This window comes from Massilia sp. BAP21, from assembly GCF_057801335.1.
On sequence record NZ_CM173596.1, the window covers coordinates 3908745 to 3935031 of the forward strand.

26 protein-coding genes and 1 tRNA gene are annotated in these 26287 nt (G+C 66.4%); 7 read left to right on the forward strand and 20 right to left on the reverse strand.

All coding sequences use genetic code 11. From position 1 onward, the window contains the following. Nucleotides 1-68: 68 nt before the first annotated feature. Both ACWYRN_RS17225 and ACWYRN_RS17230 read left to right on the forward strand, forming a co-directional pair. Nucleotides 69-1205, forward strand: a complete 1137-nt coding sequence (locus ACWYRN_RS17225) for a glycosyltransferase family 4 protein (protein WP_488688783.1) — start codon at nt 69-71, stop codon at nt 1203-1205. 4 nt (nt 1206-1209) lie between these two features. Further along, a complete protein-coding gene (locus tag ACWYRN_RS17230; RefSeq protein ID WP_488688784.1) occupies nt 1210-2184 on the forward strand; it encodes a DUF2334 domain-containing protein in 975 nt (324 codons plus the stop codon). Here the strand turns inward: ACWYRN_RS17230 and ACWYRN_RS17235 are convergent. Further along, nucleotides 2121-2396, reverse strand: a complete 276-nt coding sequence (locus ACWYRN_RS17235) for a hypothetical protein (protein ID WP_229439341.1) — start codon at nt 2394-2396, stop codon at nt 2121-2123. The genes ACWYRN_RS17230 and ACWYRN_RS17235 overlap by 64 nt on opposite strands. Nucleotides 2397-2606: 210 nt before the next feature. On the opposite strand from ACWYRN_RS17235, the gene ACWYRN_RS17240 reads away from it, so the two are divergent. After that, complete coding sequence (locus ACWYRN_RS17240) at nt 2607-5015, forward strand: penicillin acylase family protein (RefSeq protein ID WP_488688785.1); 2409 nt, start codon at nt 2607-2609, stop codon at nt 5013-5015. A gap of 17 nt (nt 5016-5032) precedes the next feature. On the opposite strand, the gene ACWYRN_RS17245 is transcribed toward ACWYRN_RS17240, so the two are convergent. The 5 genes from ACWYRN_RS17245 to ACWYRN_RS17265 form a co-directional block, all read right to left on the reverse strand. After that, nucleotides 5033-5851 carry a hypothetical protein gene (locus ACWYRN_RS17245; protein ID WP_488688786.1) on the reverse strand — a complete coding sequence of 273 codons (819 nt, stop codon included), beginning with the start codon at nt 5849-5851 and terminating at the stop codon, nt 5033-5035. 110 nt (nt 5852-5961) lie between these two features. Further along, nucleotides 5962-8145, reverse strand: a complete 2184-nt coding sequence (locus tag ACWYRN_RS17250; protein ID WP_488688787.1) for a putative bifunctional diguanylate cyclase/phosphodiesterase — start codon at nt 8143-8145, stop codon at nt 5962-5964. A 1-nt stretch (nt 8146) separates the two neighbouring features. Beyond that, nucleotides 8147-11044 carry a response regulator gene (locus ACWYRN_RS17255; protein WP_488688788.1) on the reverse strand — a complete coding sequence of 966 codons (2898 nt, stop codon included), beginning with the start codon at nt 11042-11044 and terminating at the stop codon, nt 8147-8149. A 305-nt stretch (nt 11045-11349) separates the two neighbouring features. Further along, complete coding sequence (locus tag ACWYRN_RS17260; RefSeq protein WP_229439574.1) at nt 11350-11547, reverse strand: YbdD/YjiX family protein; 198 nt, start codon at nt 11545-11547, stop codon at nt 11350-11352. Then, the gene (locus ACWYRN_RS17265; protein ID WP_488688789.1) at nt 11547-13613 is read right to left on the reverse strand and encodes a carbon starvation CstA family protein; all 2067 of its coding nucleotides are present in this window, start codon (nt 13611-13613) and stop codon (nt 11547-11549) included. The genes ACWYRN_RS17260 and ACWYRN_RS17265 overlap by 1 nt, the downstream gene beginning before the upstream one ends. A 298-nt stretch (nt 13614-13911) precedes the next feature. On the opposite strand from ACWYRN_RS17265, the gene ACWYRN_RS17270 reads away from it, so the two are divergent. The 3 genes from ACWYRN_RS17270 to ACWYRN_RS17280 all read left to right on the forward strand — a co-directional run bounded on the left by ACWYRN_RS17270 (nt 13912) and on the right by ACWYRN_RS17280 (nt 17308). After that, complete coding sequence (locus ACWYRN_RS17270) at nt 13912-15087, forward strand: HDOD domain-containing protein (RefSeq protein ID WP_488688790.1); 1176 nt, start codon at nt 13912-13914, stop codon at nt 15085-15087. Beyond that, nucleotides 15080-17146, forward strand: coding sequence for a putative bifunctional diguanylate cyclase/phosphodiesterase (locus tag ACWYRN_RS17275; RefSeq protein ID WP_488688791.1), 2067 nt, complete (start codon nt 15080-15082; stop codon nt 17144-17146). The genes ACWYRN_RS17270 and ACWYRN_RS17275 overlap by 8 nt, the downstream gene beginning before the upstream one ends. A 72-nt stretch (nt 17147-17218) precedes the next feature. Beyond that, nucleotides 17219-17308 (forward strand) — tRNA-Ser (locus ACWYRN_RS17280). Nucleotides 17309-17426: 118 nt separating this feature from the next. On the opposite strand, the gene ACWYRN_RS17285 is transcribed toward ACWYRN_RS17280, so the two are convergent. The 10 genes from ACWYRN_RS17285 to ACWYRN_RS17330 form a co-directional block, all read right to left on the reverse strand. After that, complete coding sequence (locus ACWYRN_RS17285; RefSeq protein ID WP_488688792.1) at nt 17427-18485, reverse strand: tyrosine-type recombinase/integrase; 1059 nt, start codon at nt 18483-18485, stop codon at nt 17427-17429. Between the two features lie 12 nt (nt 18486-18497). Next, nucleotides 18498-18755 (reverse strand): DUF4224 domain-containing protein, encoded by a 258-nt coding sequence (locus tag ACWYRN_RS17290; RefSeq protein ID WP_488688793.1) that lies wholly within the window; start codon nt 18753-18755, stop codon nt 18498-18500. Between the two features lies 1 nt (nt 18756). Next, on the reverse strand, nt 18757-19383 hold the full coding sequence (locus ACWYRN_RS17295; protein WP_488688794.1) for a Lar family restriction alleviation protein: 627 nt from the start codon (nt 19381-19383) through the stop codon (nt 18757-18759). Nucleotides 19384-19773: 390 nt separating this feature from the next. Beyond that, on the reverse strand, nt 19774-20724 hold the full coding sequence (locus ACWYRN_RS17300) for a hypothetical protein (RefSeq protein WP_488688795.1): 951 nt from the start codon (nt 20722-20724) through the stop codon (nt 19774-19776). A 3-nt stretch (nt 20725-20727) separates the two neighbouring features. Further along, nucleotides 20728-21039 (reverse strand): hypothetical protein, encoded by a 312-nt coding sequence (locus tag ACWYRN_RS17305; RefSeq protein ID WP_488688796.1) that lies wholly within the window; start codon nt 21037-21039, stop codon nt 20728-20730. Further along, nucleotides 21032-22483: a hypothetical protein gene (locus ACWYRN_RS17310; protein WP_488688797.1), complete on the reverse strand. Its 1452-nt coding sequence runs from the start codon at nt 22481-22483 to the stop codon at nt 21032-21034. Before ACWYRN_RS17310 ends, ACWYRN_RS17305 begins: the two co-directional genes overlap by 8 nt. 25 nt (nt 22484-22508) lie before the next feature. Then, nucleotides 22509-22715: a hypothetical protein gene (locus tag ACWYRN_RS17315; RefSeq protein WP_488688798.1), complete on the reverse strand. Its 207-nt coding sequence runs from the start codon at nt 22713-22715 to the stop codon at nt 22509-22511. A gap of 106 nt (nt 22716-22821) precedes the next feature. Further along, nucleotides 22822-22956: a hypothetical protein gene (locus ACWYRN_RS17320; RefSeq protein ID WP_305821342.1), complete on the reverse strand. Its 135-nt coding sequence runs from the start codon at nt 22954-22956 to the stop codon at nt 22822-22824. Between the two features lie 21 nt (nt 22957-22977). Continuing rightward, on the reverse strand, nt 22978-23406 hold the full coding sequence (locus tag ACWYRN_RS17325; RefSeq protein WP_488688799.1) for a hypothetical protein: 429 nt from the start codon (nt 23404-23406) through the stop codon (nt 22978-22980). 2 nt (nt 23407-23408) lie between these two features. Continuing rightward, a complete protein-coding gene (locus ACWYRN_RS17330) occupies nt 23409-23537 on the reverse strand; it encodes a hypothetical protein (RefSeq protein WP_488688800.1) in 129 nt (42 codons plus the stop codon). 488 nt (nt 23538-24025) lie between these two features. Here ACWYRN_RS17330 and ACWYRN_RS17335 point away from each other — a divergent pair, with 488 nt between their 5' ends. Further along, nucleotides 24026-24367, forward strand: a complete 342-nt coding sequence (locus ACWYRN_RS17335; RefSeq protein ID WP_488688801.1) for a hypothetical protein — start codon at nt 24026-24028, stop codon at nt 24365-24367. 131 nt (nt 24368-24498) lie between these two features. On the opposite strand, the gene ACWYRN_RS17340 is transcribed toward ACWYRN_RS17335, so the two are convergent. Genes ACWYRN_RS17340 through ACWYRN_RS17355 form a run of 4 tightly spaced genes read right to left on the reverse strand, consistent with a single transcriptional unit; the run spans nt 24499 to nt 26234 of the window. Then, a complete protein-coding gene (locus tag ACWYRN_RS17340; protein WP_488688802.1) occupies nt 24499-24711 on the reverse strand; it encodes a hypothetical protein in 213 nt (70 codons plus the stop codon). A 39-nt stretch (nt 24712-24750) separates the two neighbouring features. Beyond that, nucleotides 24751-25260, reverse strand: a complete 510-nt coding sequence (locus ACWYRN_RS17345) for a hypothetical protein (RefSeq protein WP_488688803.1) — start codon at nt 25258-25260, stop codon at nt 24751-24753. 42 nt (nt 25261-25302) lie between these two features. Beyond that, nucleotides 25303-25593 carry a hypothetical protein gene (locus tag ACWYRN_RS17350; RefSeq protein ID WP_488688804.1) on the reverse strand — a complete coding sequence of 97 codons (291 nt, stop codon included), beginning with the start codon at nt 25591-25593 and terminating at the stop codon, nt 25303-25305. Next, nucleotides 25590-26234 carry a S24 family peptidase gene (locus tag ACWYRN_RS17355; RefSeq protein WP_488688805.1) on the reverse strand — a complete coding sequence of 215 codons (645 nt, stop codon included), beginning with the start codon at nt 26232-26234 and terminating at the stop codon, nt 25590-25592. Before ACWYRN_RS17355 ends, ACWYRN_RS17350 begins: the two co-directional genes overlap by 4 nt. Between the last annotated feature and the right edge of the window lie 53 nt (nt 26235-26287).

Consider the following 26287-nt stretch of genomic DNA (forward strand, 5'->3'; position numbering starts at 1 on the left):
TTTGCGTGCGCGCAATCGATGTCGAAACGCCGCTGCTATCGTGGGCTCACTTTATGCGGACCGCGTTTATGCACCTCGTCGACATCACGATGTTCTACGCCGCCGAAGGCAACGGCGTGAGCACCTACCTGAATGCCAAGGCGCGCTGGCTGGCGCGCCAGAGCCGTTTTCGCCACACCATCCTCAGCCCGAACGTCGACAGCGGCGGCGCCGCCCCGGCCCTGGTGCGGGTGCCGGCCGTGGCGCTGCCCGGCATCAACGGCTTTCGCATGCCCACCTCGGTGCGCGCCCCGATGCGCCTGCTGCACCAGGCCCGGCCCGACCTGATCGAGGTCGGCGACGCCGGCCACAGCGCCTGGGCCGCCCTGCGCCTGCGCCGCCGCCTCGGCGTGCCGGCCATCGCCTTTTACCATTCCGACCTGCCGCGCCTGGTGCGTCCGCGCTTCGGCCAGGCCGCCGAAGGTGTCGCCTGCAAATACCTGGCCCACCTGTACCGTCAGTTCGACCTGGTGCTGGCGCCCAGCCGCGTGATGGTCGAGCAATTGCAGGACATCGGCGTGCCCGGCGCGCGCCACCAGCCGCTCGGCATCGACAGCGCCGTGTTCCACCCGGCGCGCCGGGTCGAAACCCTGCGCGACCACCTGCACCTGCCGGAGAATGCGCGCCTGCTGGTGTATGCCGGGCGCTTCACGCTGGAAAAGAAATTGCCACTGCTGATAGAGGCAGTGCGCAAGCTGGGGCGGCCCTATCACCTGGTGCTGATCGGCGGCGGCGCCGACCTGCCGCGCTACCCGCAAATCACCTATATCCCGTTCAAGCGCAACCAGCGCCAGCTAGCGCGGCTGCTGGCCAGTTGCGACGTCCTGGTTCATCCGGGCGACTGCGAAACCTTTGGCCTGATCGTGCTCGAAGCCATGGCCTGCGGCTTGCCGGTGGTGGCCACCACCGGCGGCGGGGTGGCGGAACTGGTCGACGAACGCACCGGCGTGCTGGCGGCGCCGAACAGTGTCGACAGCCTGGCTGCCGCCATCGAGGCCATCTATGCGCGCGACCTGGCGCAGCTGGGCGCCAACGCGCGCCGCAAGGCGGCCGAATACTACGACTGGGACCAGATCCTGCCCCAGGTGATGCGGCGCTACCAGGCCGTGCTCGGGCAGCGCGAACGCGGCGAGCCGGACGCCGGGCACATCTGTGTGTCGGACTGACGCGGTGGCCTGGCCTTCACCGTCCCGAACCCAGGCGCAGGCCGAGGTGCAAGCCGAGGTGCAAGTCCAGCGCCAGGCCGCGGTGTCGCCGCCGCCCTTGCTGTGCGTCTCGATCCACGACGTCGCCCCCGCCACCTGGGACGATTGCGCACGCCTGGCCGCGGCCCTGCGCGAAGTGGCCGACATTCCTTTGAGCTGGCTGGTGGTGCCGCGCTATCACGACCGTCCGGGCGACGATGCAACGATGCGCGCCGGGCTCGATGCGGCGCTGGCGCGCGGCGACGAACTGGTCTTGCATGGCCTGACCCACCTGGATACCGAAGCACGGGCCACTAGCCTGCGCCAGCGTTTTTTGCGCGGGGTGTATACCCAGCGCGAAGGCGAATTCGCCGCCTTGTCCGCCGCGGAGGCGCGGCGCCGGCTTGCACTGGGACTCGATTGGTTCCGCGAACGCGGCTGGACGGCAAGCGGCTTCGTGCCGCCGGCCTGGCTGATGGGGGAGGGGGCCTGGGAAGCCCTGAACGATTTTCCGTTCGTTTACACGACGACCTTCACGCACTTCCACCTGCTGGGCGGCAAGGGAGACGCCGCAGCGGCCGCGATAGCCGAAACAGGCAGTGCCAACGAACGCACTAGCGCTGGCGCAGGGCCGGCCGCGCGGCTGTCACAGACGCCCTTCGGCCCGGCGCTGTTCGCGCCGTCGCTGGTCTATGCGGCCCGCAACCGCAGCGGACGTTTCCTGTCGCCGCTGGCGGCCGGGCTGGCCGCGCGCTGGCAGGCCGGGGCGCCGCTGGTGCGCCTGAGCTTGCATCCGCCGGACGTGCGCCATCCGCGCCTGCTCGCGCATGCCAGGCGCCTGGTCGAACAGATGGTGGCCACCCGCCATGCGGTAACCAAGGCCGGCTGCGCCGATGTTTACCAGCCGCGGCCCCAGAACCCGCCGCGCCAGCCCGGACCCCAGCCGCCATATGGCCCGTAGTTGCCGGCGCGCTGGACTTCGTCGCGCGTGCTCAGGCTGAGAATGCAGTTACGCCATTGATCCGACTGCTGGGCATAGCCGAGCCGGTCGCAGGCCGGCCCGTAGACCTGCATGAGTTCGGCCATTTCGGCCTGTTTGCGTGCGGCCTTTTCTTGCGGGGTAGCGCAGGCGCTCAGCGCCAGCACTGCGGATAGTGCGATGAGGGTACGCATGATTAACTCCTCGTTGTTGGTTTGTCCCGAATCCAGACCTGTTTCGAGCTTAGCGCAATCGCATCCTGATTGCTCGATCACGGCCAATCGCGCTCGCCCACGAGCCTGCTTATCGCTGGGTACTCTTATATAAGCCCATGTAAGGCTTTCTCAAGGATGGTTTTTCTGGCAAGATGCGAAGTTTAACAGATAGCAACAAAAGGGGAGCGCATGGCCAAGCGTCGCTGGACAGTCTGGACCGGGTGGATCGCCACCTGCCTGCTCATGCTCCTGCTGCTCGGCGCCCTCGGCGCATGGCTGTTCCTGCGCGCCAGCCTGGCCCAGCTCGACGGCGAACGTACCGCGCCCGGCCTGCGGGCGGCGGTCAGCATCGAGCGCGACGACATGGGCGTGCCCCTGATCCGCGGCCGCGACCGGCTTGACCTGGCGTATGCCACCGGCTTCGTGCACGCCCAGGAACGCTACTTCCAGATGGACCTGCTGCGCCGCACCGCCGCCGGCGAACTGGCCGAACTGTTCGGCCCGCGCGCGCTGCCGCTCGACCGCGCGCGCCGCCTGCACCGCTTCCGCGCCCGCGCCCAGCAGTCGCTGGCCCTGCTGACGCCGCAGGAGCGCGCCTTTGTCGACCGCTACGTGGCCGGCGTCAACGACGGCCTGGGCGCCCTGAAGGCGCGTCCTTTCGAATACCTGCTGGCCGGCGCCGCGCCGCAAGCCTGGCGCGCCGAGGATTCGCTGCTCGCCGTATGGGCCATGTACATCGACCTGCAGGGCAGCCAGGAAGGGCGCGAACTGGCGCGCGGCTGGCTGCGCGAGCACAGCGACGCCGCCCAGCTGGCCTTCCTGCTGCCCGGCGCCTCGCGCTGGGATGCCCCGCTCGATGGCGCCCTGCACGCCGCGCCGCCTGACGCGCCGCTGCCGCCCGCGCCGCCGGCCTGGTGGGGGCGCAAGCCGCAGGCGCCGGCGCAGCTGGCGCTGGCCTCGAACGCCTTTGTCGACGCGGTCGGCAGCAACAACTACGCGATTGCCGGCAGCCGCAGCAGCAGCGGCGCGGCGATCGTCGCCGACGACATGCACCTGGGCCTGCAACTGCCGAACATCTGGTACCGGCTGGCGCTGCTGTACCAGGACGGGCAGGGCGTGCAGCGGCGCCTGGCCGGCGTCACCCTGCCGGGCGCGCCGCCCCTGGTCATCGCCGGTAGCAACGGCCACGTGGCCTGGGGCTTCACCAACAGCTATGCCGACACCGTCGACCTGGTCGAAGTCGGCGTCGACGCCGCGCGCCCGAACGAAGTACGGACTCCGGCGGGCTGGGAGCGCGTGATGGAACGGGTCGAGACCATCGCCGTGAAGGGCGCGCCGGGCGAGCGCCTGGCAGTGCGCGAGACCTCGCTCGGACCGCTGCGCACGGCGGGCGGCAGGCAGTACGCGGTGCACTGGGTGGCGCACCAGCCGCAGGCGGTGAATTTGAACCACCTGAAGCTGGAGACGGCGGAGACGCTGGACGCGGCGCTGGCCATCGCCAACACCGACGGCATCCCGGCCCAGAACTTCGTCGGCGGCGACCGCGCCGGCAACATCGGCTGGACCATCGCCGGCATGCTGCCGCGCCGCGCGCAGCCGGGCGTGGAACACAGCTTCCCGCTGGCCGCCGGCGCTGCCGCCCCGGGCTGGCAAGACCTGCTGGCGCCGCAGGATTATCCGCGCGTGGTCAATCCCCTCGACGGCCAGATCACCACCGCCAACAGCCGCCAGTTGGCGGGGCCGGGCGCGGCGCTGCTGGGCGACGGCGGCTTCGACCTCGGCCAGCGCAATGCCCAGCTGGCGGACCGCGTGCACCGCCTCGGCCCGCGCACCGACGTCGCGCATGCCTTCCAGGCCGCGCTCGACGACCGCGCGCGCTTCATCGCCCTGTGGCGCGAGCGCGCCCTGGCCGTGCTGGACCCGGCCGCCACCGCCGGCCAGCCGCGCCGCGCCGAGTTCCGGCGCCTGCTGGAAACCAGCTGGAACGGCCGCGCCGACGTCGATTCGGTCGGCTACCGGCTGGCGCGCAACACCATGTGGGCACTGCACGACATCCTGTTCGCCGGCGTCAACGAAGAACTGGCGAAGCTCGATCAGAAGGCGAGCATGGGCAGCGCCAATCCGCGCTGGCCGGCCGTGCTGGTGCGCCTGCTCGACACCCAGCCGGCCGGCTGGCTGCCGCCGGGCCAGAAAACCTGGCGCGACCTGCAACTGGCCGCGGTCGACCGCGTTATCGCGGACTTCGACAAGGAAGGCCTGGCGCTGGCGCAGGCCACCTGGGGCCAGCGCAACACGGCGGCGATCACGCACCCGATCGCGCTGGCCGTCCCGAGTCTGGCCGGCTGGCTCGGCATGCCGCCCGACGAGCTGCCGGGCGACGCCCACATGCCGCGCGTGGCCGGGCCGAAGTTCGGCCAGTCCGAGCGCATGACGGTGTCGCCGGGGCGCGAGGAAGAAGGGCTGTACAACATGCCGGGCGGGCAGAGCGGGCATCCGCTGTCGCCCTGGTTCCGCAAGGGGCACGGCGAATGGGTGAAGGGCACGCCGCTGCCGCTGCTGCCGGGCGTGGCGCGGCATACGCTGGTCTTGCGGCCCTAAGGTGTGCTGCCGGTGCGTCAGCAACCGTAACGCATCGGATCCCAGAAGTAGAATCTTGCCGCCGGCCGCCAGGGCTGGCCGGCCGCCAGTTGGCTCGACAGGAACAGCTGCATCTCGAGGTAGTCGCTGCGGTCCTGCGGCCGTAGCACCAGGTCCGGCTTGCCGTCGCCATCGAGGTCGCCGATCCAGACCACGAAGTCCTCGATCGGCAGCGGCATGCCCAGTTCGGGCGCGTTCGTCGTCACCACCGCCAGCGTGCGCTTGACGTCGCCGAGCCGGTATTCCCAGGCCACGCGCAGCACGTCCGGGCACTGCGCCACCGGTTCGCATTCCGGGTCCTTCGCAGCCGAAAAGGCGCCGGTCATGGACAGCGGCATGCCGTCGATATCGAAGCTGCGCGTCTGGCTCGCGGTCCAGGGGCGGTCGGGGCCGCGCCCGTCGTCGGGGAAGCGGAAGCGCTTGTTGACGTACCAGGTGCGTACCGGCCCCTTCTTCAGGCCGGGGATGCCGCGCACCAGGAAGAGCGAGCGCCCGGCGCTCTTGAGCACCAGGCCCGGCGCCGGGCCGTCGGTGGTATCGATGGTCTGGCGCAGCACGCGCAGCTGGTCCTCGACCAGTTCGCAGTCGGGCGCGCAGCGCAGGCCGAGATAGGCGCCGGCCGGATAGTCGGCCACCGGATCGAGGTTCTCGTAATAACTGGTGTAGGCGTGGCCGGCCGGGGTGCCGTGGACCAGGTGCACCGCGCTTCCGGTCTCGCTCCGAGGTGCGGCCTCGCTGGCGCCGGCGCAGGCGGCAAGACCGAGGAGTGCGGCGCACAGGAGGCGGGTGGCAGGCATGGGCGGCGGGCAGTAGTGAATGTCGTATTGACAGCATAGCCGATCCGCGCCGCCGCCGGACGGAAAAAACCTCGCCGTGGCGAGGGGCTGCGGCGGGCATGGGCGCCGGTTCAGCCCGAGGGCAGCACCAGGCGCACCGGGCCCAGCATGTGGGTGATGCTCTCGGCCGTCGACGGATGGCCCAGGAAGTAGCCCTGCACCACGTCGCAGCCATATTCTTCAAGCAGTACCAGCTGTTCGTCGGTCTCCACGCCTTCGGCCACCACCGCCATCTTCAGGCCATGGGCCATGGCGATGATGGCGCGCGTGATCGCCGCGTTTTCCGAGTCCTGCGGCAGGCCGTTGATGAAACTGCGGTCGATCTTCAGCGCGCGCACGTCGAAGCGCTTCAGGTAGTTCATCGACGAGTAGCCGGTGCCGAAGTCGTCGATCGACAGGTAGACGCCGATGCGGCGCAGCTGCTCGAGCGTGGCCAGCGTGGCGAGGGCGTCGTCCATCAGCGTGCCCTCGGTGAGTTCGAGTTCCAGCAGCTTCGGATCGAGCCCGGTCTCATGCAGGGCCGAGAGCACGATCTGCGACAGGTTCTCGTCCTTGAACTGCTTGGCCGAGAGGTTCACCGCCATGCGCAGCGCGCGGCGGCCGTGGCGCTGCCAGGCGCGCGCCTGGTTGCAGGCGGTACGCAGCACCCACTCGCCGATCGGCACGATCAGGCCGGTCTCTTCTGCCAGCGGAATGAACTCGGTCGGCGAGATGATGCCGCGCTCCGGGTGGCGCCAGCGCACCAGCGCTTCCACGCCGACGACTTCCTGCGAACGCACGTCGAGCTGGGGCTGGTACAGCAAATACAGTTCGTCGTTCTGCAGCGCCTTGCGCAGCCCGACCTCGAGCTTCACGTGGCTCATGATCTGCATCGTCAGCGAAGAGCTGTACAGCTTGGCGTTGTTCTTGCCGCAGTTCTTGGCGTGGTACATGGCGGTGTCGGCGAATTTCAGCAGCGAGTTGCAGTCGTCGCCGTCTTCCGGGAACAGCGAGATGCCGATGCTGGCGGTCACGAAAATCTCGTTGCCGTCGATGAGGAAGGGGCGGCGCATTGCTTCCTTCACGCGGTGGGCCACGTTCAGCGCATGCTCCACGCGCTCCAGGTCCGGGATCAGGATCGTGAATTCGTCGCCGCCCAGGCGCGCCAGGTTGCTGGCCGAGTCCCCGGTCGTCCCATCCAGCCCCGCATCGCCGCGCGATACCAGGTCGCTCGGGCGAATGGTTTCGCGCAGGCGCTCCGAGACGATCTTCAGCAGGTGGTCGCCGACGTTGTGGCCGAGCGTGTCGTTGATGCGCTTGAAGGCATCCAGGTCCATGAACAGCACGGCGAACTTCTTGTTGCCGATCTTCGAGCGCTGCAGCTCGCGTTCCAGGTTTTCGAGGAAGGCCTGGCGGTTCGGGATGCCGGTCAGGCTGTCGCAGTAGGCCAGGCGCCGGATCTGCTCCTCGCTGCGCTTGCGCTCGCTGATGTCGCGCACCAGGCCCAGCACCTCGGAGGGGCTGGTGGCAACCAGGCGCGCCTCGAAATGCTGGGCCGCGCCGAAGCGGATCAACTCGTATTCGACCGAGCGGATTTCCTGGGTGCGCAGCACCTCGCCGAGCTGCTCGAGCATGCGCGCCGCGATCGGGCGCGGCAGCACGTCGCTGATGTGGCGGCCGATGCAGCGTTCGCTGGAGAAGGGGGCATCGTGGCGGTCGGCGGCGCGCCCGGCGCGTTCGCCCGGCGTACGGCCCTGGCCACTCCGGTCGTGGCCGGGTTCATAATCCAGGTAAAAGCCGTCGCGGTTCATGCGGAAGAAGGTGTCCGGAATCGCCGCCAGCACCGCGCGGTTCTGGGCGTCGGCGATGCGCAGGCGCGCAATCGCATCGCTGGCGCGCAGCACGTACAGCACGCGGTGGCCGAGGATGGGCCAGTTGATCGGCTTCGAGACGAAGTCGGTGGCGCCGGCCTCGTAGGCGCTGGTGACGGCCTCGATGTCGTCGCCGCCGGTGACCATCACGATCGGCACCTGGGCGCCGCCGGACTCGTCGCGGCGGATCGCACGACAGGCGGCAAAGCCGTCCATCTGCGGCATCTCGACGTCCATCAGGATTAGGTCGGGCCGGCGCTCGTGCGCCAGCCGCACCGCCTGGGCGCCGTCGGCGGCCTCGATCGCATCCAGGCCGACCCCGGCCAGCATTTCCAGCATCAGCATGCGCATCACCGGATCGTCGTCGGCCACCAGCACGGCGCCGCGTTGGGAAGAACTTGGCATCTCAGGTTTCCTTCTCTAGCATGGCATTGAGCGAATGCCGGACCGCCTGGAAGGCGTGTTCCATGTCGGTGAGGAGCGCATCGGCGCCCTCGACGGTGTCGGCGCGGCCGAGCTGTTCGAGGTCCTTGCACAGGCCGGCCAGCGCCTCGGCGCCGACGTTCGCGCTGGCCGATTTCAGACTGTGGGCGATGCGCCTGACGGTGCCGGCGTCGTGGCCGCCGACCGCCTGGCGCAGCGTGCGCAGGTGCTGGGGCACGTCGCCGACGTAGGCGTTGATCACCTTCTGCACCAGGACGTCGCCGCCGTCGCGGCTCAGGGCCCGGATCTTGTCGAGCGCTGCGCCGTTGATGGCCTCGCGCTGGATCGCTTCGCGCGTCTCCGGCGGCAACGTCGGCGCCGCACTACGGTGATGCGCGCCGTGGTGCACGCTGCCGGCCAGCGGCAGCGCGATCCAGCGCCCGATGACAGCGGCCAGCTGCTGCTGGGTGAAGGGCTTCGACAGGTAGTCGTCCATGCCGGCGGCAAGGCAGGCTTCGCGGTCGCCCTGCAGGGCGTTCGCGGTGATGGCGATAATGGGTAAGGTGCGGGGCAACGTGCGGGGTAAAGTGTGGGCAGCGCCGGATTCGCGCTCTGCGCGGCGGATCGCGGCGGTGGCGGCAAAGCCGTCCATTACCGGCATCTGGCAATCCATCAGCACCGCCTCGACGCCGCCCTTGCGCACCGCCTGCAAGGCTTCCATGCCGTTCTGCGCCACCTGCGCCTGCAGGCCCAGGCTTTCCAGCATCGCCTTTGCGACCTCGACGTTCACCGGGTTGTCCTCGGCCAGCAGCACCCGGCGCACCGGCGTCACGCCGCCCGGCTGGGGCAGGGCCGGCGGCGGCATGAATTGCGGCGCCGGGGCGGTGGCGCCGCGCGGGCGCGTGGCCAGGCAGGCAAACAGGTCGGCGGCGCGCGCCGGCTGGATCAACTGGTAGGCCACGCCCGCCTCGCGCCGCTGCACCGGGTCGGCCGCCAGGCGCTCGGGGCTGAGCAGGATCAGGCGCGTCGGCCGCGTGACCGGATTGGCCTTGATGGTGGCGGCCAGCAGCAGGCCGCTCGAATGCTGCAGTTCCATGGCGAGCACCGCCGCATCGAAAGGCTGGCCGGCGCGCGCGGCGCCATCGAGCTTGTCGAGCGCCTCGGCGGCGCAGGTGGCGCTGTCGCAGTCGGCCTGCCAGGCGGCCAGGTGCCGTTCGAGGCCGACGCGGCTGTCGTGCACCTCGTCGACCACCAGCACGCGCAGGCCGTCCAGGGTGTGGTGCTGCTCGCCCGGCGTGGCGACGCCCGGCGTGGCGGCGCGTGGCGTGGCGACGCCCGGCGCATCCGGATCGACGCGGCGCTTGTCGAAGCCGACCGTGAACCAGAACACCGATCCCTGCGGCTTGCCGTGCTCGACGCCGATGGCGCCGCCCATCAGCTCCACCAGCTCCTTCGAGATCGCCAGACCCAGGCCCGTGCCGCCGTACTTGCGGGTGGTCGAATCGTCGGCCTGGGAAAAGGCCTCGAAGATGCGGCTCCTGGCTTCGCGCGAGATGCCGATGCCGGTGTCGTGCACCTCGAAGCGCAGCATCACGGCCTGGCTGTCTTCGCCGGCCACGCGCACCCTGGCCTGGATGCGTCCCTGCTCGGTGAACTTGATGGCGTTGCCGAGCAAATTCGCCATGATCTGGCGCAGCCGGTTCGGGTCGCCGCAGATCGCCACCGGGATGTCGTTGGCGATGTCGAAGTCGAGCGCGATGCCCTTGCTCTGCGCCTGCGGGGTATAGACGGTATGGATGTCTTCCAGCAGGTCCCAGAGGTTGAAGTTGATGTACTCGATGGTCAGCTTGCCGGCCTCGATTTTCGAGAAATCGAGGATGTCGTTGATGATCACCAGCAGGTGCTCGCCCGAGCGCTTGACCAGGCGCGTGTAGTTGCGCTGGTTGTCGGTGAGCTCGGTCCCGAGCAGCATCTCGGCCATGCCGAGCACGCCGTTCATCGGGGTGCGGATCTCGTGGCTCATGGTGGCGAGGAAGGCGCTCTTCGCGCGGCTGGCCGCTTCGGCGGCATTCTTGGCGCGCTCCAGCTGCTCGGTGCGCACCGAGACCTGGCGTTCGAGTTCGTCGCGGTGGTTGGTGAGCGCGGCGCCGCGGCCCTCGATCTGGGCCAGCATGGTGTTGAAGCTGTCGATCAGGGCGCCCAGTTCGTCGTTGCGGCCATTCGCCACGCGCAGGGTGTAGTTCTGGCTTTCGGACACCTTGCGCGCGGTCTGGATCAGTTTCGTCACCGGGTCGGCGATCGAGCGCGTGAAGCGACGCGCCAGCACCAGCGACACCAGCAGCGAGACGCAGGTCGCCGCGCCGATCACGCCCACGCTTTTCGCGATGCCCAGCCACATCGGCAGCAGGTCGGCCTCGATCACGATCGCGCCAGCCTGGGCGCCTTCCTTGGTCACCGGGCGGTACAGGCGCATGCGCGGCGACCAGATGCGGCTGCCGCGCCCGCTGGCTTCGGCCAGGGCGGCGGCGTCAAAGGCATCCAGCTGCGGCGCCGCGTCGGCGCTGGCATGGCGGGGCGACTGCCAGGACGCGAACAGCCGGCCCTTGCGGTCGTACAGGGCGGCGCCGGAGATTTCCTCCTTGGCCGCCAGGGCGGCGAGCAGGGTGCCGGCCAGGCTGCGGTCGTTGAAGACCAGGGCGTCGGCGCTGTTGGTGGCCACCACGCCGGCCAGGGACGAGAGCTGCATGCCCTCGTCCTTGCGCCCGTTCAGCACCGAGGCGACGGCAAAGGCGAGGAACACGCACACCAGCGCGCTGCCGGTCGACAGCAGCGACATCACGGTCAGTTTGCGGTTCAGGCTGGAACGCTGGGAATGGGGCATGGGGTCGGGTCCGGCATTGGGATGCGGACCCGCGCAAGTGTCGCACGCAAGCCCTCCATGCAGAAATGCAAATTCCTGCAAGAAAAAATATACGTTGCCGGGGGAGGGCGGGCTTTGCGCAAACGCAAAGTGGGGAGGGAGGCGGGGACGTGCCGTGGGACGACGCGACGGTCACGGTTGGTGGGTTCGAGAACCCACCCTACAGGTTCGGTGTCGATTTGGTAGGGTGGGTTCTCGAACCCACCATATAAAAAGCCCGCGCCATCACTGGCACGGGCTTCGTTCAAGCGGTCAAGAAGAGCGCCTCAGCAGCAACCTCCGCTGCGCCCCGACCCATACCGCGCTTCCTGGCGCTCGCGGAAAAACTCCTCGTAGGTCATCGGCGTCTTGTCCGGATGCTCGCGCTCCATGTGCGCGAGGTAGGTGTCGTATTCGGGCAGGCCAACCATCAGGCGCATGCTTTGCCCGAGGTAGCGGCCGGCCTGGGCCAGGGCGCCGAGCATCACTGCACCTGCGCCGTCGGTGCCGCAACAAACGGCGATTCCTTCACCGTCGGACTGTTGCTGTTGCGCGCATTGATCACGGTCTTGATGCCGTACACCAGCACCGCGATCACTACCACCATGAAGAAGCCGGCCAGGGTGGCGTCGACGTAGTCGTTGAAGATGATGCGGCGCATCTCGTCGAGCGACTTGGCCGGGGCCAGCACTTCGCCGGCGTCGAGCGCGGCCTGGAACTTCTGGGCGTGGGCGACGAAGCCGACCTTCACGTTCTCGTCGAAGATCTTCTGCCAGCCGGCGGTGAGCGTGCAGATCAGCAGCCAGATGGTCGGCAGCACCGTCACCAGCGCGTACTGGCCGCGCTTCATCTTGAACAGCACCACGGTGCCCAGCATCAGCGCAATACCGGCCAGCATCTGGTTGGCGATGCCGAACAGCGGCCACAGGGTGTTGATGCCGCCCAGCGGATCGACCACGCCCTGGTACAGGAAGTAGCCCCAGGCGGCCACGCACAGGCCCGTGGCCAGCAAATTGGCCGGCAGCGACTCGGTGCGCTTGAGCGACGGGACAAAGGCGCCCAACAAGTCCTGCAGCATGAAGCGGCCGGCGCGCGTGCCCGCATCCACCGCGGTCAGGATGAACAGGGCCTCGAACAGGATCGCGAAGTGGTACCAGAAGGCCATCATGGCCTTGCCGCCGATTACGTTGGCCAGGATGTTGGCCATGCCCACGGCCAGGGTCGGGGCGCCGCCGGCGCGCGAGATGATGGTGTGCTCGCCGACGTCCTTCGCCACCTGCGTGAGCGTTTCGGGCGTGATCACGAAGCCCCAGTTCGACACGGCCGCCGCCGCCGATTGCGCGGTGGTGCCGAGCACGGCGGCCGGCGCGTTCATGGCGAAGTAGATGCCCGGGTCGATGGTCGACGCGGCCACCAGCGCCATGATGGCGACAAACGATTCCATCAGCATCGCGCCGTAGCCGATGAAGCGGGCGTGGGTTTCGTTCTCGATCATCTTCGGCGTGGTGCCCGACGAGATCAGCGCGTGGAAGCCGGACACGGCGCCGCAGGCAATGGTGATGAACAGGAAGGGGAACAAATTGCCCGACCAGACCGGGCCGGTGCCGTCGATGAAGCGGGTCACGGCCGGCATCTGCATGTGCGGGGCGACCACCAGGATGCCGATGGCCAGGGCGACGATGGTGCCGATCTTCAGGAAGGTCGACAGGTAGTCGCGCGGCGCCAGCAGCAGCCAGACGGGAATGACCGAGGCCACGAAGCCGTAGCCGATCAGCATCCAGGTCAGTTCGACGCCGGTGAAGGTGAACATCGGGCCGAAGGTCGGCGAGTCGTGGACCCACTGGCCGCCGACGATGGCCAGCATCAGCAGCACGAAGCCGATCAGCGAAATCTCGCCGATGCGGCCGACGCGCACGTAGCGCGAGTAGATGCCCATGAACAGCGCGATCGGGATCGTCGCCATCACGGTGAAGGTGCCCCAGGGCGAACCGGTCAGCGCTTTTACCACGATCAGGGCCAGCACCGCGAGGATGATGACCATGATCATGAAGGTGCCGAACAGGGCGATCACGCCCGGAATCTCGCCCATCTCGGATTTGATCAGGTCGCCCAGCGAGCGGCCATCGCGGCGCATCGACATGAACAGGACGATGAAGTCCTGCACGGCGCCGGCGAACACCACGCCGGCCAGGATCCACATCATGCCCGGCAGGTAGCCCATCTGGGCCGCCAGGACCGGCCCCACGAGCGGCCCCGCGCCGGCGATGGCGGCGAAGTGGTGGCCGAACAGCACGTAGCGGTTGGTGGGAACGTAGTCGAGACCGTCGTTGTATTTATAGGCGGGCGTCTGGCGGCGCGCGTCCAGCCCCATCACCTTGGTGGCGATGTACAGGCTGTAGAAACGGTAGGCGATGAGATAAACACAGACGGCAGCGGCGACCACCCAAACGGCATTGATCGACTCGCCGCGGCGCAGGGCCACATAAGCGAGCGCGAACGCGCCGAGGAGTGAGACTGCCAACCAGCCGAGCTTGTTTCCGAGGCTTTTCATGGTGGCTCCTTCAGTTTTTTATTCGTCAGGGTAGGGCGCATCCAGCGTCCTGCCGCGAGCGGCAATACGGCCGCAGCACCTCTCGCCAGACCGCCGACAGGTTGACAACGGCCGCCCCCGGCGTCCGATACATATCTTGCACCATTATGGAAATGGCAAGCGCATGATTCTACCGCCTGACTCATCTGTATCCAGTTCGTATTAGTACGTAGTCAATGTATCTCTGAGGAAACAAATTTAGTTGCCATTCGCTAATCGCTCGTCTAATATGGCCCGATCATTCACTCAGAGGAAGCCGATGGCCGCCCTGGACTTGACCCCGTTCCCGCTGGTGCAGATGCACCCGATCGCCAATGGGCGAAACGAGTGGGTGGCGCTGGGCCTGGACTTGCGCGCCCGATCCGGTAACGCCGACGCGCTGCCTCTGCTGTTCGGCTCGCCCGATTTGCTGGCGGCAATCGCGCCGCTCGACTGCGTGCTGCAGCTCGACGGCCCGGCCCAGCTGCCCTTGTCCCTGCTCAAGCAACTGCCGCCGCAGCGCGTGGTGCTGGCCATCGACGCCGCTGCCCTGGCCCAGGACGGCGCGCCGCGCCAGCTGGCAGCCCTGCAGGAAGAGGGCTACCGCATCCTGCTCGATGGCGCGCTGGCGCCGGGCGTGGCCCGCCCCGCCACCCTGCGCGCCGTGGCTCTCGACTGCGGCGCCGGCGCGCCGCCGCCCGGCCAGCTGCTGGCGCTGTTCGGTCCGCACCTGGCGTATGGCCTGCCTGACCAGCGCGCCATGCAGGCCTGCGAAAAGGCCGGCTTCGCCTGGTTCGCCGGCGCCTACCTGGAACGCTGCGGCGCGGCGAATCAAGGCGCCAGCGAAGTGCCGACGCGCCGGCGCCTGCTTGGCCTCTTGGCCCTGCTCGCGCGCGACGCCGATTCGCGCGAGCTCGAAACCCTGCTGAAGCAGGACCCGGTGCTGTCCTGGCACCTGCTCAAGCTGGTCAACTCGGCGGCCTTCGCCCTCAACACCCAGATCACCGGCTTTGCCCAGGCGATCGCTTTGCTCGGGCGGCGCCAGCTGCAGCGCTGGCTGCAGCTGCTGCTGTATGCGCGCACCGACGCCGAAGGGCCGCTCAATCCCTTGCTGCCGCAGGCGGCGCTGCGCGCGGCGCGCCTCGAGGTGCTGTGCAAGATGGATGGCGGCGACCGCGACGAGCAGGACCTCGCCTTCATGACCGGCGCCTTTTCCCTGCTCGAGCACCTGCTCGGCATGCACATGGCCGAGATCGTCGGCGAATTGTGCCTGCCGGCCCACGTGGAAGCGGCGCTGCTGCGGCGCGAGGGGATCAACGGCGCACGCCTGCGCCTGATGGAAGGCGGCGCGGCCCACGGCCAGGCGCTGGCCGCCGCCGGCGTCGACGCCGGCTCCTGGTGGCGCAGCCAGCTGCACGCCTATCACTGGGCAATCCAGGTGGGCCGCAATGTCTGAGCTGCTGGCGCTGCGCAGCCACGATTTCGCGGCCGCCGGCGCCGCCCTGGGCGAAGCCGTCATGCGCCTGCGCGGCGCAGCCTTGCACGAAGAACTGGGCCGCATCGCGCGCGCCCTGCTGGCCAGCCCGCAGGGCAGCTTCACGGCCGCCGATGCAAGCGCGGAACCGGCGGCGCATGCCGGCGCCTCCAGTGCTCCCCACACGCTGCAGCAGGACATCCGCTTCGACGGCCATCTCTTCGGCAGCTTCGAGGTCGCCGGGCGCCACGACTACGATGCCGAGGACCGGCGCCAGCTGGCCAGCCTGTCGGCCCTGGCCGGTCCGCTGCTGCAGGTGCATTCGCTGGCCCAGCGCGCGACCCACGCCTACGCCCAGGTCGAGGCCCAGCTGGCGCACCAGTCGCAAATCCTCGACCAGATCCACGAGTCGGTGCTCACGCTCGACCAGATGGGCTACATCACCAGCTGGAACGGCGGCGCCGAGCGCCTGTTCGGCTACACGGCGCTGGAAGCGGTGGGCCGCAACATCCTGTTCCTGTACGCCGACGAAGACGCCGGCGACAGCCAGCCGGACCTGTTCGCCGAGCAGGGCGGGCGCATGATGGAAGTCCGGCGCCGCAAGAAATCGGGCGAGATCTTCTGGGCCAGCCTCTCGCTGTCGCCCCTGCGCGACCTGGAAGACCGCCCGGCCGGCCTGATCGCCTACCTCACCGACATCACCGAGCGCAAGCTGGCCGAAGAGCGCCTGCACCACCTGGCCTACTACAACGAACTGACAAGCCTGCCGAACCGCACCCTGTTCACGCGCCTGGTCGACCAGGCCCTGATGGTGGCCCAGCGTAACGAGCTGTCGGGCTGCGTGCTGTTCATCGACCTGAACCGCTTCAAGCTGGTGAACGACACCCTGGGCCGGCGCATCGGCGACGAACTGCTGCGCCAGGTGGCCATGCGCTTTCGCGCCGCCCTGCGCGAGGAGGACGTGGTGGCCCACCTGTCGGGCGACGAATTCGCGATCGGCCTGTTCGACGTGCGCCAGCACTTCGAAGCCACCACGGTGGCGCAGAAACTCCAGGCCGCGCTCGACGCGTCCTTCCTGATCGACGGCCACGATGTGCGCGTGGGCGCCAGCGTCGGCATCAGCGTCTATCCGCAGGACGGCTTCGATGCCGACACCCTGCTCGGCAAGGCCGACATCGCGATGGCGCGCGCGAAAGAAGGGCATGCGAATCCGGACCACAGCGTGGCCTTCTACAGCTTCGACATGAACAAGGGCATGCACGAGCGCATGCGCATCGAGTCCGGCCTGCGCCACGCGCTCGGGCACGGCGAACTGATGCTGGTCTACCAGCCGAAGTTCGAGATCGGCACCGACAGGATCGTCGGTGCTGAAGCGCTGGTGCGCTGGGTGCACCCGGAGCGCGGCGTGGTGCCGCCGTCGGAATTCATTCCGCTGGCCGAGACCACCGGCCTGATCGTGCAGGTGGGCGAGTGGGTGCTGGAACAGGCTTGCGCCCAGGCGGCCGTATGGCAGCGCGCCGGCATGCGACCGTTCCGCCTGGCCGTGAACGTCTCGGCGCGCGAATTCACCGAGTCGCTGCCGAACCGCGTGGCCGACACGCTGGCGCGCTACGCCCTCGACCCGGGCTGGCTGGAACTCGAGATCACCGAAAGCACGCTGATGCACGACATCGACCGTGTGATCGGCATCATGGACCGCATCAACGCGCTCGGCGTGGCCTTGTCGCTGGACGATTTCGGCACCGGGTATTCGAGCCTGTCCTACCTGAAGCGCTTCCCGATCCACACGCTGAAGATCGACCGCTCGTTCACCACCGGCATCCCGAACGACGCCAGCGACTGCGCGATTGCCAGTACCATCATCAGCATCGGGCGCCAGCTCGGGCATCGGGTGATCGCGGAAGGGGTGGAGACGCCGGACCAGCTGGCCTTCCTGCGCGACAGCGGGTGTGACGAGGTGCAGGGGTATCTGTATGCGAAGCCGCTGCCGGCGGCGAGGTTCGAGCAGGGGCTGCGCGAGAACTGGCTGCTGGTGGGGTAGGCGGCTTTCCGTGGCCTGCGCCGCGGCACTGCCCGGGCCGCGATGAATTATGTATAATGCCGGTTCCCCAAAGGAAGCGTGGCCGAGTGGTTGAAGGCAGCAGTCTTGAAAACTGCCGACGGTGTGAGCCGTTCGTGAGTTCGAATCTCACCGCTTCCGCCAGAATTTACAGATAAGCCCTTGTGTTTCAAGGGCTTTTTTGTTGCCTGCACCGTTGCTATTGGCCTCGCGAACCGCCCTGTAATTAAGCAGTTGCGGAAACGATTTCCGCAACCCCAATCTATTTCGTGGGCTTCACGACCTCGCCCAGGCGTCGGTAGACGCTCTGCGTGATCTGCGTGTCGGTGTGACCCAAGAGCTTGCTCGCGTCCTCCAGGCTGCTCATTTCACTGGCCGCCTTTGGGCGGATATCGCGGAACTGGAACGCCTTGATGCGTGCAGCCAAGTCCGCTTTTCCGACCCGCTCCGCCTGCTTCGCGGCTGCACTCCTGGCTGCATCGAAGCGATCGCGCAGCATCTTCATCGTCAACGGCTGCCCTGACTCGTTGCAGATAAGCTCCCCGCTCATCGACTTCACCTGGCGTGTCAGCAGCCGGTCCACGCACGCGCCCAGCTGCGTCGGCGCTCCGTCTACGTGCAGGCGGATTCGGAGCGCGTGCTGGGTTTTATTCTGGAGCACGTGCAGCTCGTCGTTCCGGATGTGACTCCGATTCATCTTGAGCACGTCCGCAGGCCGCTGGCCCGACAGGTACGCCAGGTCCATCGCGTCACGTAACGCCTCGGTGCCTGCGCCGCGCACAGCATCCCAGACATCGGCCTCGGCATAATAGTCCCGCGGCTTCTCCTTGTTCTTCCGGACGCCGCGGCATGGGTTATCCCGCTGGGTGAATCCCCACTCGCGCGCCATGTTGAAGACATGCGAGAGCAGGGCAATCTCGCGGTTTGCGCGGACGGGCGCCGACCTGGCGTCTCTGTACCGTGCGATGTCCTGCGGCCGAATCGCATCGATCGGCGCGCTGTCGAACACCGGCCGCAGCTGCGCCAAGCAGAGTCGATTTTCCCGCTGGGTGGATGCCTTCTTCTTCGGCAGGATGTCGCGCTCGTACTGCTCGAAGGCATACTTCATGATCGATGCATCTGGCGGCACCTCCACGCACTCGAGCTCCGCCCACTTCCGCTTTGCGGCTGCGAGGTCGGTGCCGAGCGGGATCTCCTTGCGGTTCCCTGTCTCATCCCGGCCGTTGTAGTAATAGCCGGTCCAGACCTCGCCCGATTTTAGTTTTCTTTTCCGCGCGAGCATGCGCGGCGGCAGCTTCCTGCCGGTTGTCTTCGGTCGCATCTATCGTCCTGGTTATCGAACGCGGGAGAGGTCTGGCTTCCAGCCGGCTGCCTCCGGCGCCGCGAGCGCGGCCGGGTTGATGCCGGCCAGCTTCAGTCTAGCGTACAGGCGGCCGATCACCGGCGCGCCGGCGCGGTTTTGCAGGAAGTGCCAGCCGTTTTGCTTAAGCCAGTCAATCTGGTCACTTTTCCTGCTGCAGCCGGAAATCTCGCTGACCTCGTCCGTGCTCAGCGTTTCCGATGGCAAGGCCAATTCAAAAATCGCGCTCATCTTACGGTTCCTTGTCTGCGCCTACCGGCGAATTGTTAGGGGATGGGGCAGCTGGCATGGGCATCCAGTGCGTGACCCAATCGTTGTCGCTGATCGGCGAAGCGTAGCAATCGAAGTACGACATTTCGGCGCTCTCGCCGCGTCTGTATTCGCCCATCTCGACCTGGGCGCCTTCGCTCTGGCATTCGATGTCGTCCAGCCAGCCGCGCTTTTGCGTGCGCACGTACAACAACACCGCCTCGCCGAAATCCGGCTTGCGCTCGTCCTCGACGCTGATCCACGCATCCCCGGCCTGCTCGGTGCTCACTTGCGCGCTCTCGGGCTGGGTGCCTTGGGCTGCGCTACGAGCGGCGCGGGCCTCCCAAGCTGCCCACATGCTTTCGCGCAGTCCGCCGAATTTCTCACGCTCAAACCACTCGTTGAACTCCCGGCGCTCGGCCTCTACGTCCAGCTCGCGAGCGGCGACAGAGGCACGGCGATTCCACGCCGCAATCGCATCTTCAGGGCTGTCTTCCCAGCCAGTTCTCATGCCGCATTGGTAGCATTCGATGATGTAGGTCTCGCCTTCGATGAAGTCGGTTTGTGCGTCGCCGCCACACTGGGCGCACGGCTTCAATTCTTCGCTCATTTCATTCCTTCCATATTCTTCGGTGTGCACCACGGCTTATTGCTCGGTCCCCAGGAGTGGCCGCAGTCGGCGCACTCGGGTGGGCACTGCATAGGCTTCGGCGAGTACAGGTGCAGGTAGACCGGCGGGCCGACCCAGAGGATCAGCGCTGCCAGCAGCCACAGGGCGAGGCCGGGGCGGGTCATTGCGCGGCAGCCTTCGCGCGTTCCCACGCAGCGATCTCGCGCTCCGTCATGTGCATGTAGCTGTCGCAGCCGCACGTCGGACAGACCGATTGCCTGACACCGCTGATTTTCCTGTGCGGCACCTCTACCAAGTCAGTCTCATAGCCGCGCCATTTGCACTTCATCTTTCCGCAGCGGATAGGCGCGGCTCCCCAAACTGGTCGGCTCACGCTTCACCGCCTTTCTGTGCGCTGGGCTGTTGAGTGGCGCGGTCGAGCTGCTGAGCGATTTTCACCAGCGTGCCCAGCCTGTCATTCGTGGTCAGTTCGACATTACCGATGCTGATGGCGCATGGAAGTTTTTGATCCAGCGGGTCTGCCGGTGCCGCTGCGCGCTCGGTAGGGGCGGCATCGATCACGCCGTCGCCCCACATCAAAGCGCGTGCGCGCGCAAATCTGCCCCGAAAATCGGCTTGCGCCTCGAAATTGCGACACCAAGTCAGCACAATACTTTCGGCGGCCATCAAATCGACCAGAGCGGCGGCGAGTTGGTGCTCGCGCGGGCTCGCCACCTGACCGGCTTGCCGCAGCTCCTGCGGAGCAAGGGCGCGCAGCTCGGCAATGGCGCGCCGGATCATCTGCTCGTTGGTCATGCCCTCAGACAGCGCCACCTGACCGGCTTGCCCTGCGCCCTCGGCAGGCTGGGCTGCGAGCAGTGCTTTTGCGCGCAATACGATGCAGTCCTCAGCGTGCGTGAGCTTGAAGCCCTCCCCAATCCCAACAAATCGTGCGGCCTGGTTGCATCCGATGCAAAGGCGCTCGTCGGTCTCACGGTCGATATAGTCAAAGTCCGGTCCCGCTACTGCTTCTACGAACTCGCGCAGGTGCTCGGGCAGGGCCGGGGCGGCTTGCCCTGCGCTGGCGTTCAGGTCGATGGCTGCAATATCCGCTACCTGCGGGGATGGGGCGGCCAGTGCCTTCAATTCATCGGCGCGAGCCAGGACCAGATCAGCAGCGGCATGACGCGCGTCGCGGTGTCCTTCCTTGTAAGAATTCATCTCATGGACCGTGGCAAAGTGCGACATCGTGCGATTGCATGGCAGGTGCAGGATCGCAGTCGGGATTGCCAGTACGGCTGCGCCTGCGGTGATCTGGTCGTTCGTGAGGGTGGTGGTCATGGGTCAGTCCTTGTATCGTTCTGCTGCGGTTTGCCCGAACATGTCGGTGTCGGTCCAGAAGTAAATGCCGTCAATTTCAGTGAACCCGAGCGCGCCTTGCGGGGCGATAATGTCAGTAGTACGTACGCGGAAGCCAGCCTTGTTTGGCTCGATCTCTGGCCTCAGCTCCATTGCTCCGAGGTTGCCCCATTCCTCGACGTGTAGGCGGATCGGCTCGCGTTTTGATTCGGGCAGCCAAGACTCGCCGCCCAGCATGTACATGATCCCGCTCGGTGGCTGAGGCTCAATCAGTCCAAGAATTTTCGGCTTACGCATCGCCTGCCTCCGAGCTATGGGTAGGGGTGAGGCGCAGCGACATCAGGAAGTTGCGAATGGCGCGGAATTCTTCGTTGCGGTAGCTGCCGTATGCGTAGATTCGTGTTTCGCGCAGGTTGTGGCCGTTGCGCGTCAGGTAATCGAGGCAACCCTGTTCGGTGAAGCAGGCAGTAACGAATGTCCAGATGTCGGCCATTTCATAGCGCCGCCAGCCAGGCGTTTCGCGGCCGGCACGGTGCAGTGCTTCCAGGCGCTCGGCACGCTCCGGCGAGGCGAGTTGGTAGTCGCCGTTTTCCGTTTCGCGCCACTCGACGCGGCAATCGTTGTAGTCGGAATCGGAAACGACCGGCGTTTTCTGCTCGACCACGAAGATCGGCGCCTCGGTGATCCGGTTGTCCTGCGTAGCGATCAGCTGGCCGATTTCAGCCATTCGCACCTGTTCTGCAGTCTGTGCCGCTCCAGTAGTGGAGGCGGCAGGGGTGGCGGCGAGCATGGCTTCGAAGATCATTTCTACGTCGCTGCTGTCGGCATCGCAATCGCGCCGGTTCGCCTCGACCAAGCCTGCGTCGCGCATCTCCTTCGTCACCCTCGCCAGAATTCGACCGGCCTGCGACGCTGCTGGCTTGGTGGCGAGAAGGGATGCATATGCGTCGCCGGCTGTCATCTGGCCGGTCCCGAACGCGCGCACAGTGGCTGCGGCTTTTTCGATAACTGCCAACATGGTGTCGAGGTCGGCGGTCGGCTTGGTGGAGGCAGATGCTGCGGCACGGGCCTCCATCGCTTCCAGAGCTTTTGCGAGTTGCCACGCAAAGTCGCCGGCCAGCGGGTTCGAGCGCGCCGGGTCAGCCATGATGTAGCGCGAGAACGTGCGATCGGTAGGGAAGTGCTTGCGGTGCCATGCGTCCATGAACTTGCGCGCGCTGGTCGTGTTCGTGATCTGGCTCGGCGGCAGCTCATCGCCCGATGTGGTAGCAGGAGCCTGACCGGAACCTTTGCAGGTCGGGCAAACGTGATCGAACTCGGTCTTGCCGTCAAAGCAGTTTGAGCAGTCGCTCGGTGCAGGAGCTGCGGCGCTCTCGATGCGGGCGATCAGGCCGAGAACAACGGCAGGGTTGGCAGCGGCGATGTAGGCGGCGTCTGGCGCGCATTCACTTGAGTCCCGGCCAAATCCGGTTGTCTCGGCGATGGCCATAGTCGTACCGGTGCGCATGACGGTCGTCGGTGCATGGCCGTTCCAATGGGTTGCTGTCCACGGTCCTGGCGTTGCCGCCAGTGCCAGCGCCTTGAGCTGTTGCAGGTCGGCCGGGGCATCGCCCGAGGTAGCGGCAGGCTGCTCCGCGCCGGCGGCGCCGAACTCTGCCGGCCAGTCGGCAAGGGGCTCGGTCGGGCGCTGGCCGTGCTTGACGCGCCGCTGTGGTTTCTCGCTGCTGTTCGTGGTGTCCATGTTCTCTCGCCTGGTGGTTGATGGGTTATTTGTTCTGTTCGGGATCCGCGCTCTTCGGCGCCGGTGCTGCGGTGGTTATGTTGGCCATGTCCTGGCGGTAGCGCTGGCCGCGCGGGACAGCCGCGGCCGTGGCGATGTCCTGGCGGTCCTGCGCCGTGTTGCCGCCGAGCTGGCGCTCCAGCCGCGTCATGCCGGCGCCGGACCAGGGCCCGCGCTTGCGCCGCGCCGTCACGATTGCCCCACAAAGGCCTGGGTGTAGAGGATCGCGAGCACCAGGCCGATGGCGGTCAGGCAGCGAATCGCGTACGAGGCCACGCGGGCAGAGATCTGGCGCTCGGTCATGGCAGCACCACCACGGTCACGCCCATGGCGCCGGCGTCGTAGGCTGCCGCTTCCAGCGCGGCGCGGTCGCCAATGGCGGTGTAGGTCTCAGGGCGATCGTTCTCATCGCGGACCGTGATTCGAAAGCGCATGGTGTTCTCCCTAGTTGGTGGTCAGTGGCTCTCGCGAGCCTCGGTGCAAACTTGAATCGCAGCCCGGACGATCGCGGCCCAGGTGGCGGCGTCCTTCGTCGGGTGGTCGGCATAGGCCTCGGTGACGTCGCGCCGGCGGCTGCCGGTGCCGGCCGACACAGTTCCTTCTTCCAGGTCGTGGCGCACGCTCAGGCCCAATTCGGTCGACAGCTCGCCGGCCGCCTTCCAGTTCCGACGCCAGCGCGGCGGCGTCCTCGGCTGCGTGGAGAAGGCCAGGCGCTGCGCACCGGCGCTCTGCAGGCTGCCGCCACGAGCCGGCAGGCACAGGTCCGTCTCCAAGGTCGGCGAGACCGGCGCCGTGAACCGGCGGCCCCACTTCGGGTGCACGGCAGCCAGGGCGATCTCGTCGCGGATCGCGCCCTTCAGATACTCCTGGGTCCAGGTCGTCATGGTCAGCTCCACAGCGCGGTTACAGCGCCGGCAATGAAGCCCAGCGCGCAGGCAAGCATCAGTCCGGCGACGGTGCGGTCGGCGCGGCTCCAGTCCTGCTGGTCAATCTCGGTTTCGTTCGTAGTGCCCATCGGTTCTTCCTTCATTGCAACTGTCTTAGTGGCCTTGCTTCGATGAGTGCAACTTTAGCTTACTAAACTAATCAATGCAAGAATTTTCTTTAGTTCGCTAAAGTTTATGGTACGATCCTGTCATCGCCTAAAGTCGGCGGTCGCAAGTTTGGGGTAGGGAGGGGAAACCGCCGACGCCCAGGCTGAAGATGCCAAGGAAGCCGGAAGGGCAACGCGTGGGTGGTAGTTCGTAGAGCGCGCCGGGGGAACAGGTGGAAGCACCTGGAAAGTCTGCGAAAAGCGAAAGTGTCCGAAGGCGAAAGCATGGGATGCAGGCGCTCTCCACGAAAGCGAGTCTTTTTGACTGGCCTTTAGGGAGGGTGCCGCTCTGGAACCGAGGCTCTGCTGGGATCAAGCAAAACCGATAACCCTAGAACACCTGGTTGATCAGCCAAGAACAAGAACCTCAACAGTACCTATAGAGGGTGCGCAGAAAAAAAGGCCCGAAAATGCCCGAAAATTTGACCCTCGCTGTCTACCTGGAACGCCGCGGCTCGGTGAAAGCGCTGACGCGAATCGAGGCTGAAGTATTCGGAGTGCCGTACCCTCTCGTGAAGGGCTGGGCAACAAGGCTTGGCGCTATGGCGATCACGCAGGCGATGCTGGACCAGCTGCAGGAAAAAATCGGCTGCGCGAACTCAGCAACGGCCGCGCGTGCCCGCCGAGGGCTGGATGGCGCCGAGCGCCCGCAGCCGGCGCCTGCTGTGGCACTGACCGCACGCGAGGAATACTTGATCGACTGCGCATGTAAGCGCGTGGTCGATCAGCTGCAGCAGGCCGGGCGTATATAGCCAGCAGTGGCGCTGGGCGCTATTGCATGGACGAAAAAAGCCCCGACTGACGGGGCCTGGAGGATTTGATGGAAGCTATTACTCTGACAGCAGATATGGGGTTATTCCAGCGGAAGCTGGAGTGGGTCGTGTCACTTCTTGAAACCCCGGATGTTCGAGAACGCCTTGATAGCGGCATCATTGACCGCCTTCTGGAGGCGGTCGCGGGAGGCTCGGGTGATGAACTTGTCGAGCTTGGCGGTATGTCCGCAGGCAGAGCAGGTGACGTCGTTGTCGAGATCGAGTTCAGCGGTGTTCTTGACGAGGTTGCCACCGCACTTCGGGCACTTGGTTTCGAGTTTCAAGGTTGACTCCGGTATCGGCATCCAGGCGTGCCGCTGCGCCTACTTCAAAGCGAAAGCCGCATACTTCATGTCGTGCAGTGACTGCTTCGCGCAATTCTTGTTCCATGCCTTCGACGTGGTGCTGATCGCGCCTTTGGTATAGGCTGCGTGTTCAAAGTTCATCCCGCCGAACCCATTTCTTCCCCGGTACGTTACGCACACGACGGTGCCATCGTCGTTGGAAAGGATCTGATCCCACTTCAAAGAATCAGGATCGCGCATGCTTGATTTGATCAGGGCCAGAACGCGTGCGGTCGCCTGGAAACGGTCATCGGATAAGGTTCGTTCTTTTACGCGGGCCGGCGCTGGCTGAACTCGATCTGGCGTAGTCGAGGCGGGCTTAGAGGATGTCGCCGGCAGAATGCTGGTCAGCACGTACCCACCAAGGATCAACCCCACGATAACCGGCAGCCGACCTATAGGCTGTTTCGGCTTCGCTCCACATTTCGGGCAGGCGGCCGCCTCTGTACTGACTTGTTGTCCACATTCTCTGCATGGAACCAGTGCCATTTTGAACTCGTATCTGTGCGGCATCGAGGCGTGCCGTAGCGCCTAAAAGGGTAATGGCTCGTCTTTCTCGACCGGAGGAACGCTCAAATCGATCTCGCGCAGCGTGAGCTGCTCGAGCTGTAGCAGGGCCAGCAACGTGTGGGTCTGGAACGGTGCATAGGCGGCGAAGCCATCCCTCTCCACAGACACCAGCATGATGGGCTCGAGCGGGAAGTACTTCTGTAGCTGGGCCAATAATTGGCTGCCCGGGCCTGGCTGAAGCCATTGCGGATCGACTATTGCGACTCGAACCGGTGCGCCATGTGGCGAGAAAGATGCGGTCTGCACTTTCACACGCTGGGCCTGAACGCTGATTTCGGAATATGGCCCAGCACCAGGTGGAGCGCGGTGATCTCCTCGATGTCGACAATGATGTTCGGGAAGTCTTTGTTCACCGATTCAAAGCATGCCTGCTCATCTCGCTTCCACAGCAGCCGTTTGATCATTCGGCGCCCGTCCTCAAGCAGCACGATCACCTCGTCGCTGGGGAAGACATCGGCGCAAGGATCGACGCCCACGAACTCGCCCGGGAGGTACCGAGGGCTCATGCTCTCGCCGCGCACGCGCAGCGCGTAGGCCTCAACGCAGGACGTGTACCAGGCCATATAGCCTTCCGGGTGCTCCGGGGGGAAATCGTCGATGTGAAGCAGCCCGTCGGCGCCGGCCTGTACGCGCCCGGCCACTGGGATCAACCGCGGGGTAGCGACGATTGCCGGCGCGTCGTCAACGTCCGAGCCTGGCTCAGCCACTGGAGCGCGATATTTCGGGAGCTTTCCATCGGTGAGCCAGTCTAGGCTGAACTGAGTCCGGCCGAATGCCTTCAAAGGCTTCGGGCCGAGTTTCGTCATTCCCGAGAACCATTGAGCCACGAGGCCTTGCGAAACCCCGCAGAAATCAGCGAGCTCAGCATTGGTCGTGAGATTCAGTTCTTTCATCACCTGCTTCAGGCGTATTGCTAAGTCATCCATATTTAGCACTCTAAATGTTT

Coding starts and splice junctions, on each gene's coding strand:
- ACWYRN_RS17225 (WP_488688783.1), top strand. CDS start 69: ATGCACCTCGTCGACATCACGATGTTCTACGCCGCCGAAGGCAACGGC.
- ACWYRN_RS17235 (WP_229439341.1), bottom strand. CDS start 2,396: ATGCGTACCCTCATCGCACTATCCGCAGTGCTGGCGCTGAGCGCCTGC.
- ACWYRN_RS17240 (WP_488688785.1), top strand. CDS start 2,607: ATGGCCAAGCGTCGCTGGACAGTCTGGACCGGGTGGATCGCCACCTGC.
- ACWYRN_RS17245 (WP_488688786.1), bottom strand. CDS start 5,851: ATGCCTGCCACCCGCCTCCTGTGCGCCGCACTCCTCGGTCTTGCCGCC.
- ACWYRN_RS17250 (WP_488688787.1), bottom strand. CDS start 8,145: ATGCCAAGTTCTTCCCAACGCGGCGCCGTGCTGGTGGCCGACGACGAT.
- ACWYRN_RS17255 (WP_488688788.1), bottom strand. CDS start 11,044: ATGCCCCATTCCCAGCGTTCCAGCCTGAACCGCAAACTGACCGTGATG.
- ACWYRN_RS17260 (WP_229439574.1), bottom strand. CDS start 11,547: ATGCTCGGCGCCCTGGCCCAGGCCGGCCGCTACCTCGGGCAAAGCATG.
- ACWYRN_RS17265 (WP_488688789.1), bottom strand. CDS start 13,613: ATGAAAAGCCTCGGAAACAAGCTCGGCTGGTTGGCAGTCTCACTCCTC.
- ACWYRN_RS17270 (WP_488688790.1), top strand. CDS start 13,912: ATGGCCGCCCTGGACTTGACCCCGTTCCCGCTGGTGCAGATGCACCCG.
- ACWYRN_RS17275 (WP_488688791.1), top strand. CDS start 15,080: ATGTCTGAGCTGCTGGCGCTGCGCAGCCACGATTTCGCGGCCGCCGGC.
- ACWYRN_RS17285 (WP_488688792.1), bottom strand. CDS start 18,485: ATGCGACCGAAGACAACCGGCAGGAAGCTGCCGCCGCGCATGCTCGCG.
- ACWYRN_RS17290 (WP_488688793.1), bottom strand. CDS start 18,755: ATGAGCGCGATTTTTGAATTGGCCTTGCCATCGGAAACGCTGAGCACG.
- ACWYRN_RS17295 (WP_488688794.1), bottom strand. CDS start 19,383: ATGAGCGAAGAATTGAAGCCGTGCGCCCAGTGTGGCGGCGACGCACAA.
- ACWYRN_RS17300 (WP_488688795.1), bottom strand. CDS start 20,724: ATGACCACCACCCTCACGAACGACCAGATCACCGCAGGCGCAGCCGTA.
- ACWYRN_RS17305 (WP_488688796.1), bottom strand. CDS start 21,039: ATGCGTAAGCCGAAAATTCTTGGACTGATTGAGCCTCAGCCACCGAGC.
- ACWYRN_RS17310 (WP_488688797.1), bottom strand. CDS start 22,483: ATGGACACCACGAACAGCAGCGAGAAACCACAGCGGCGCGTCAAGCAC.
- ACWYRN_RS17320 (WP_305821342.1), bottom strand. CDS start 22,956: ATGCGCTTTCGAATCACGGTCCGCGATGAGAACGATCGCCCTGAGACC.
- ACWYRN_RS17325 (WP_488688799.1), bottom strand. CDS start 23,406: ATGACGACCTGGACCCAGGAGTATCTGAAGGGCGCGATCCGCGACGAG.
- ACWYRN_RS17330 (WP_488688800.1), bottom strand. CDS start 23,537: ATGGGCACTACGAACGAAACCGAGATTGACCAGCAGGACTGGAGCCGC.
- ACWYRN_RS17335 (WP_488688801.1), top strand. CDS start 24,026: ATGCCCGAAAATTTGACCCTCGCTGTCTACCTGGAACGCCGCGGCTCG.
- ACWYRN_RS17345 (WP_488688803.1), bottom strand. CDS start 25,260: ATGGCACTGGTTCCATGCAGAGAATGTGGACAACAAGTCAGTACAGAG.
- ACWYRN_RS17355 (WP_488688805.1), bottom strand. CDS start 26,234: ATGAAAGAACTGAATCTCACGACCAATGCTGAGCTCGCTGATTTCTGC.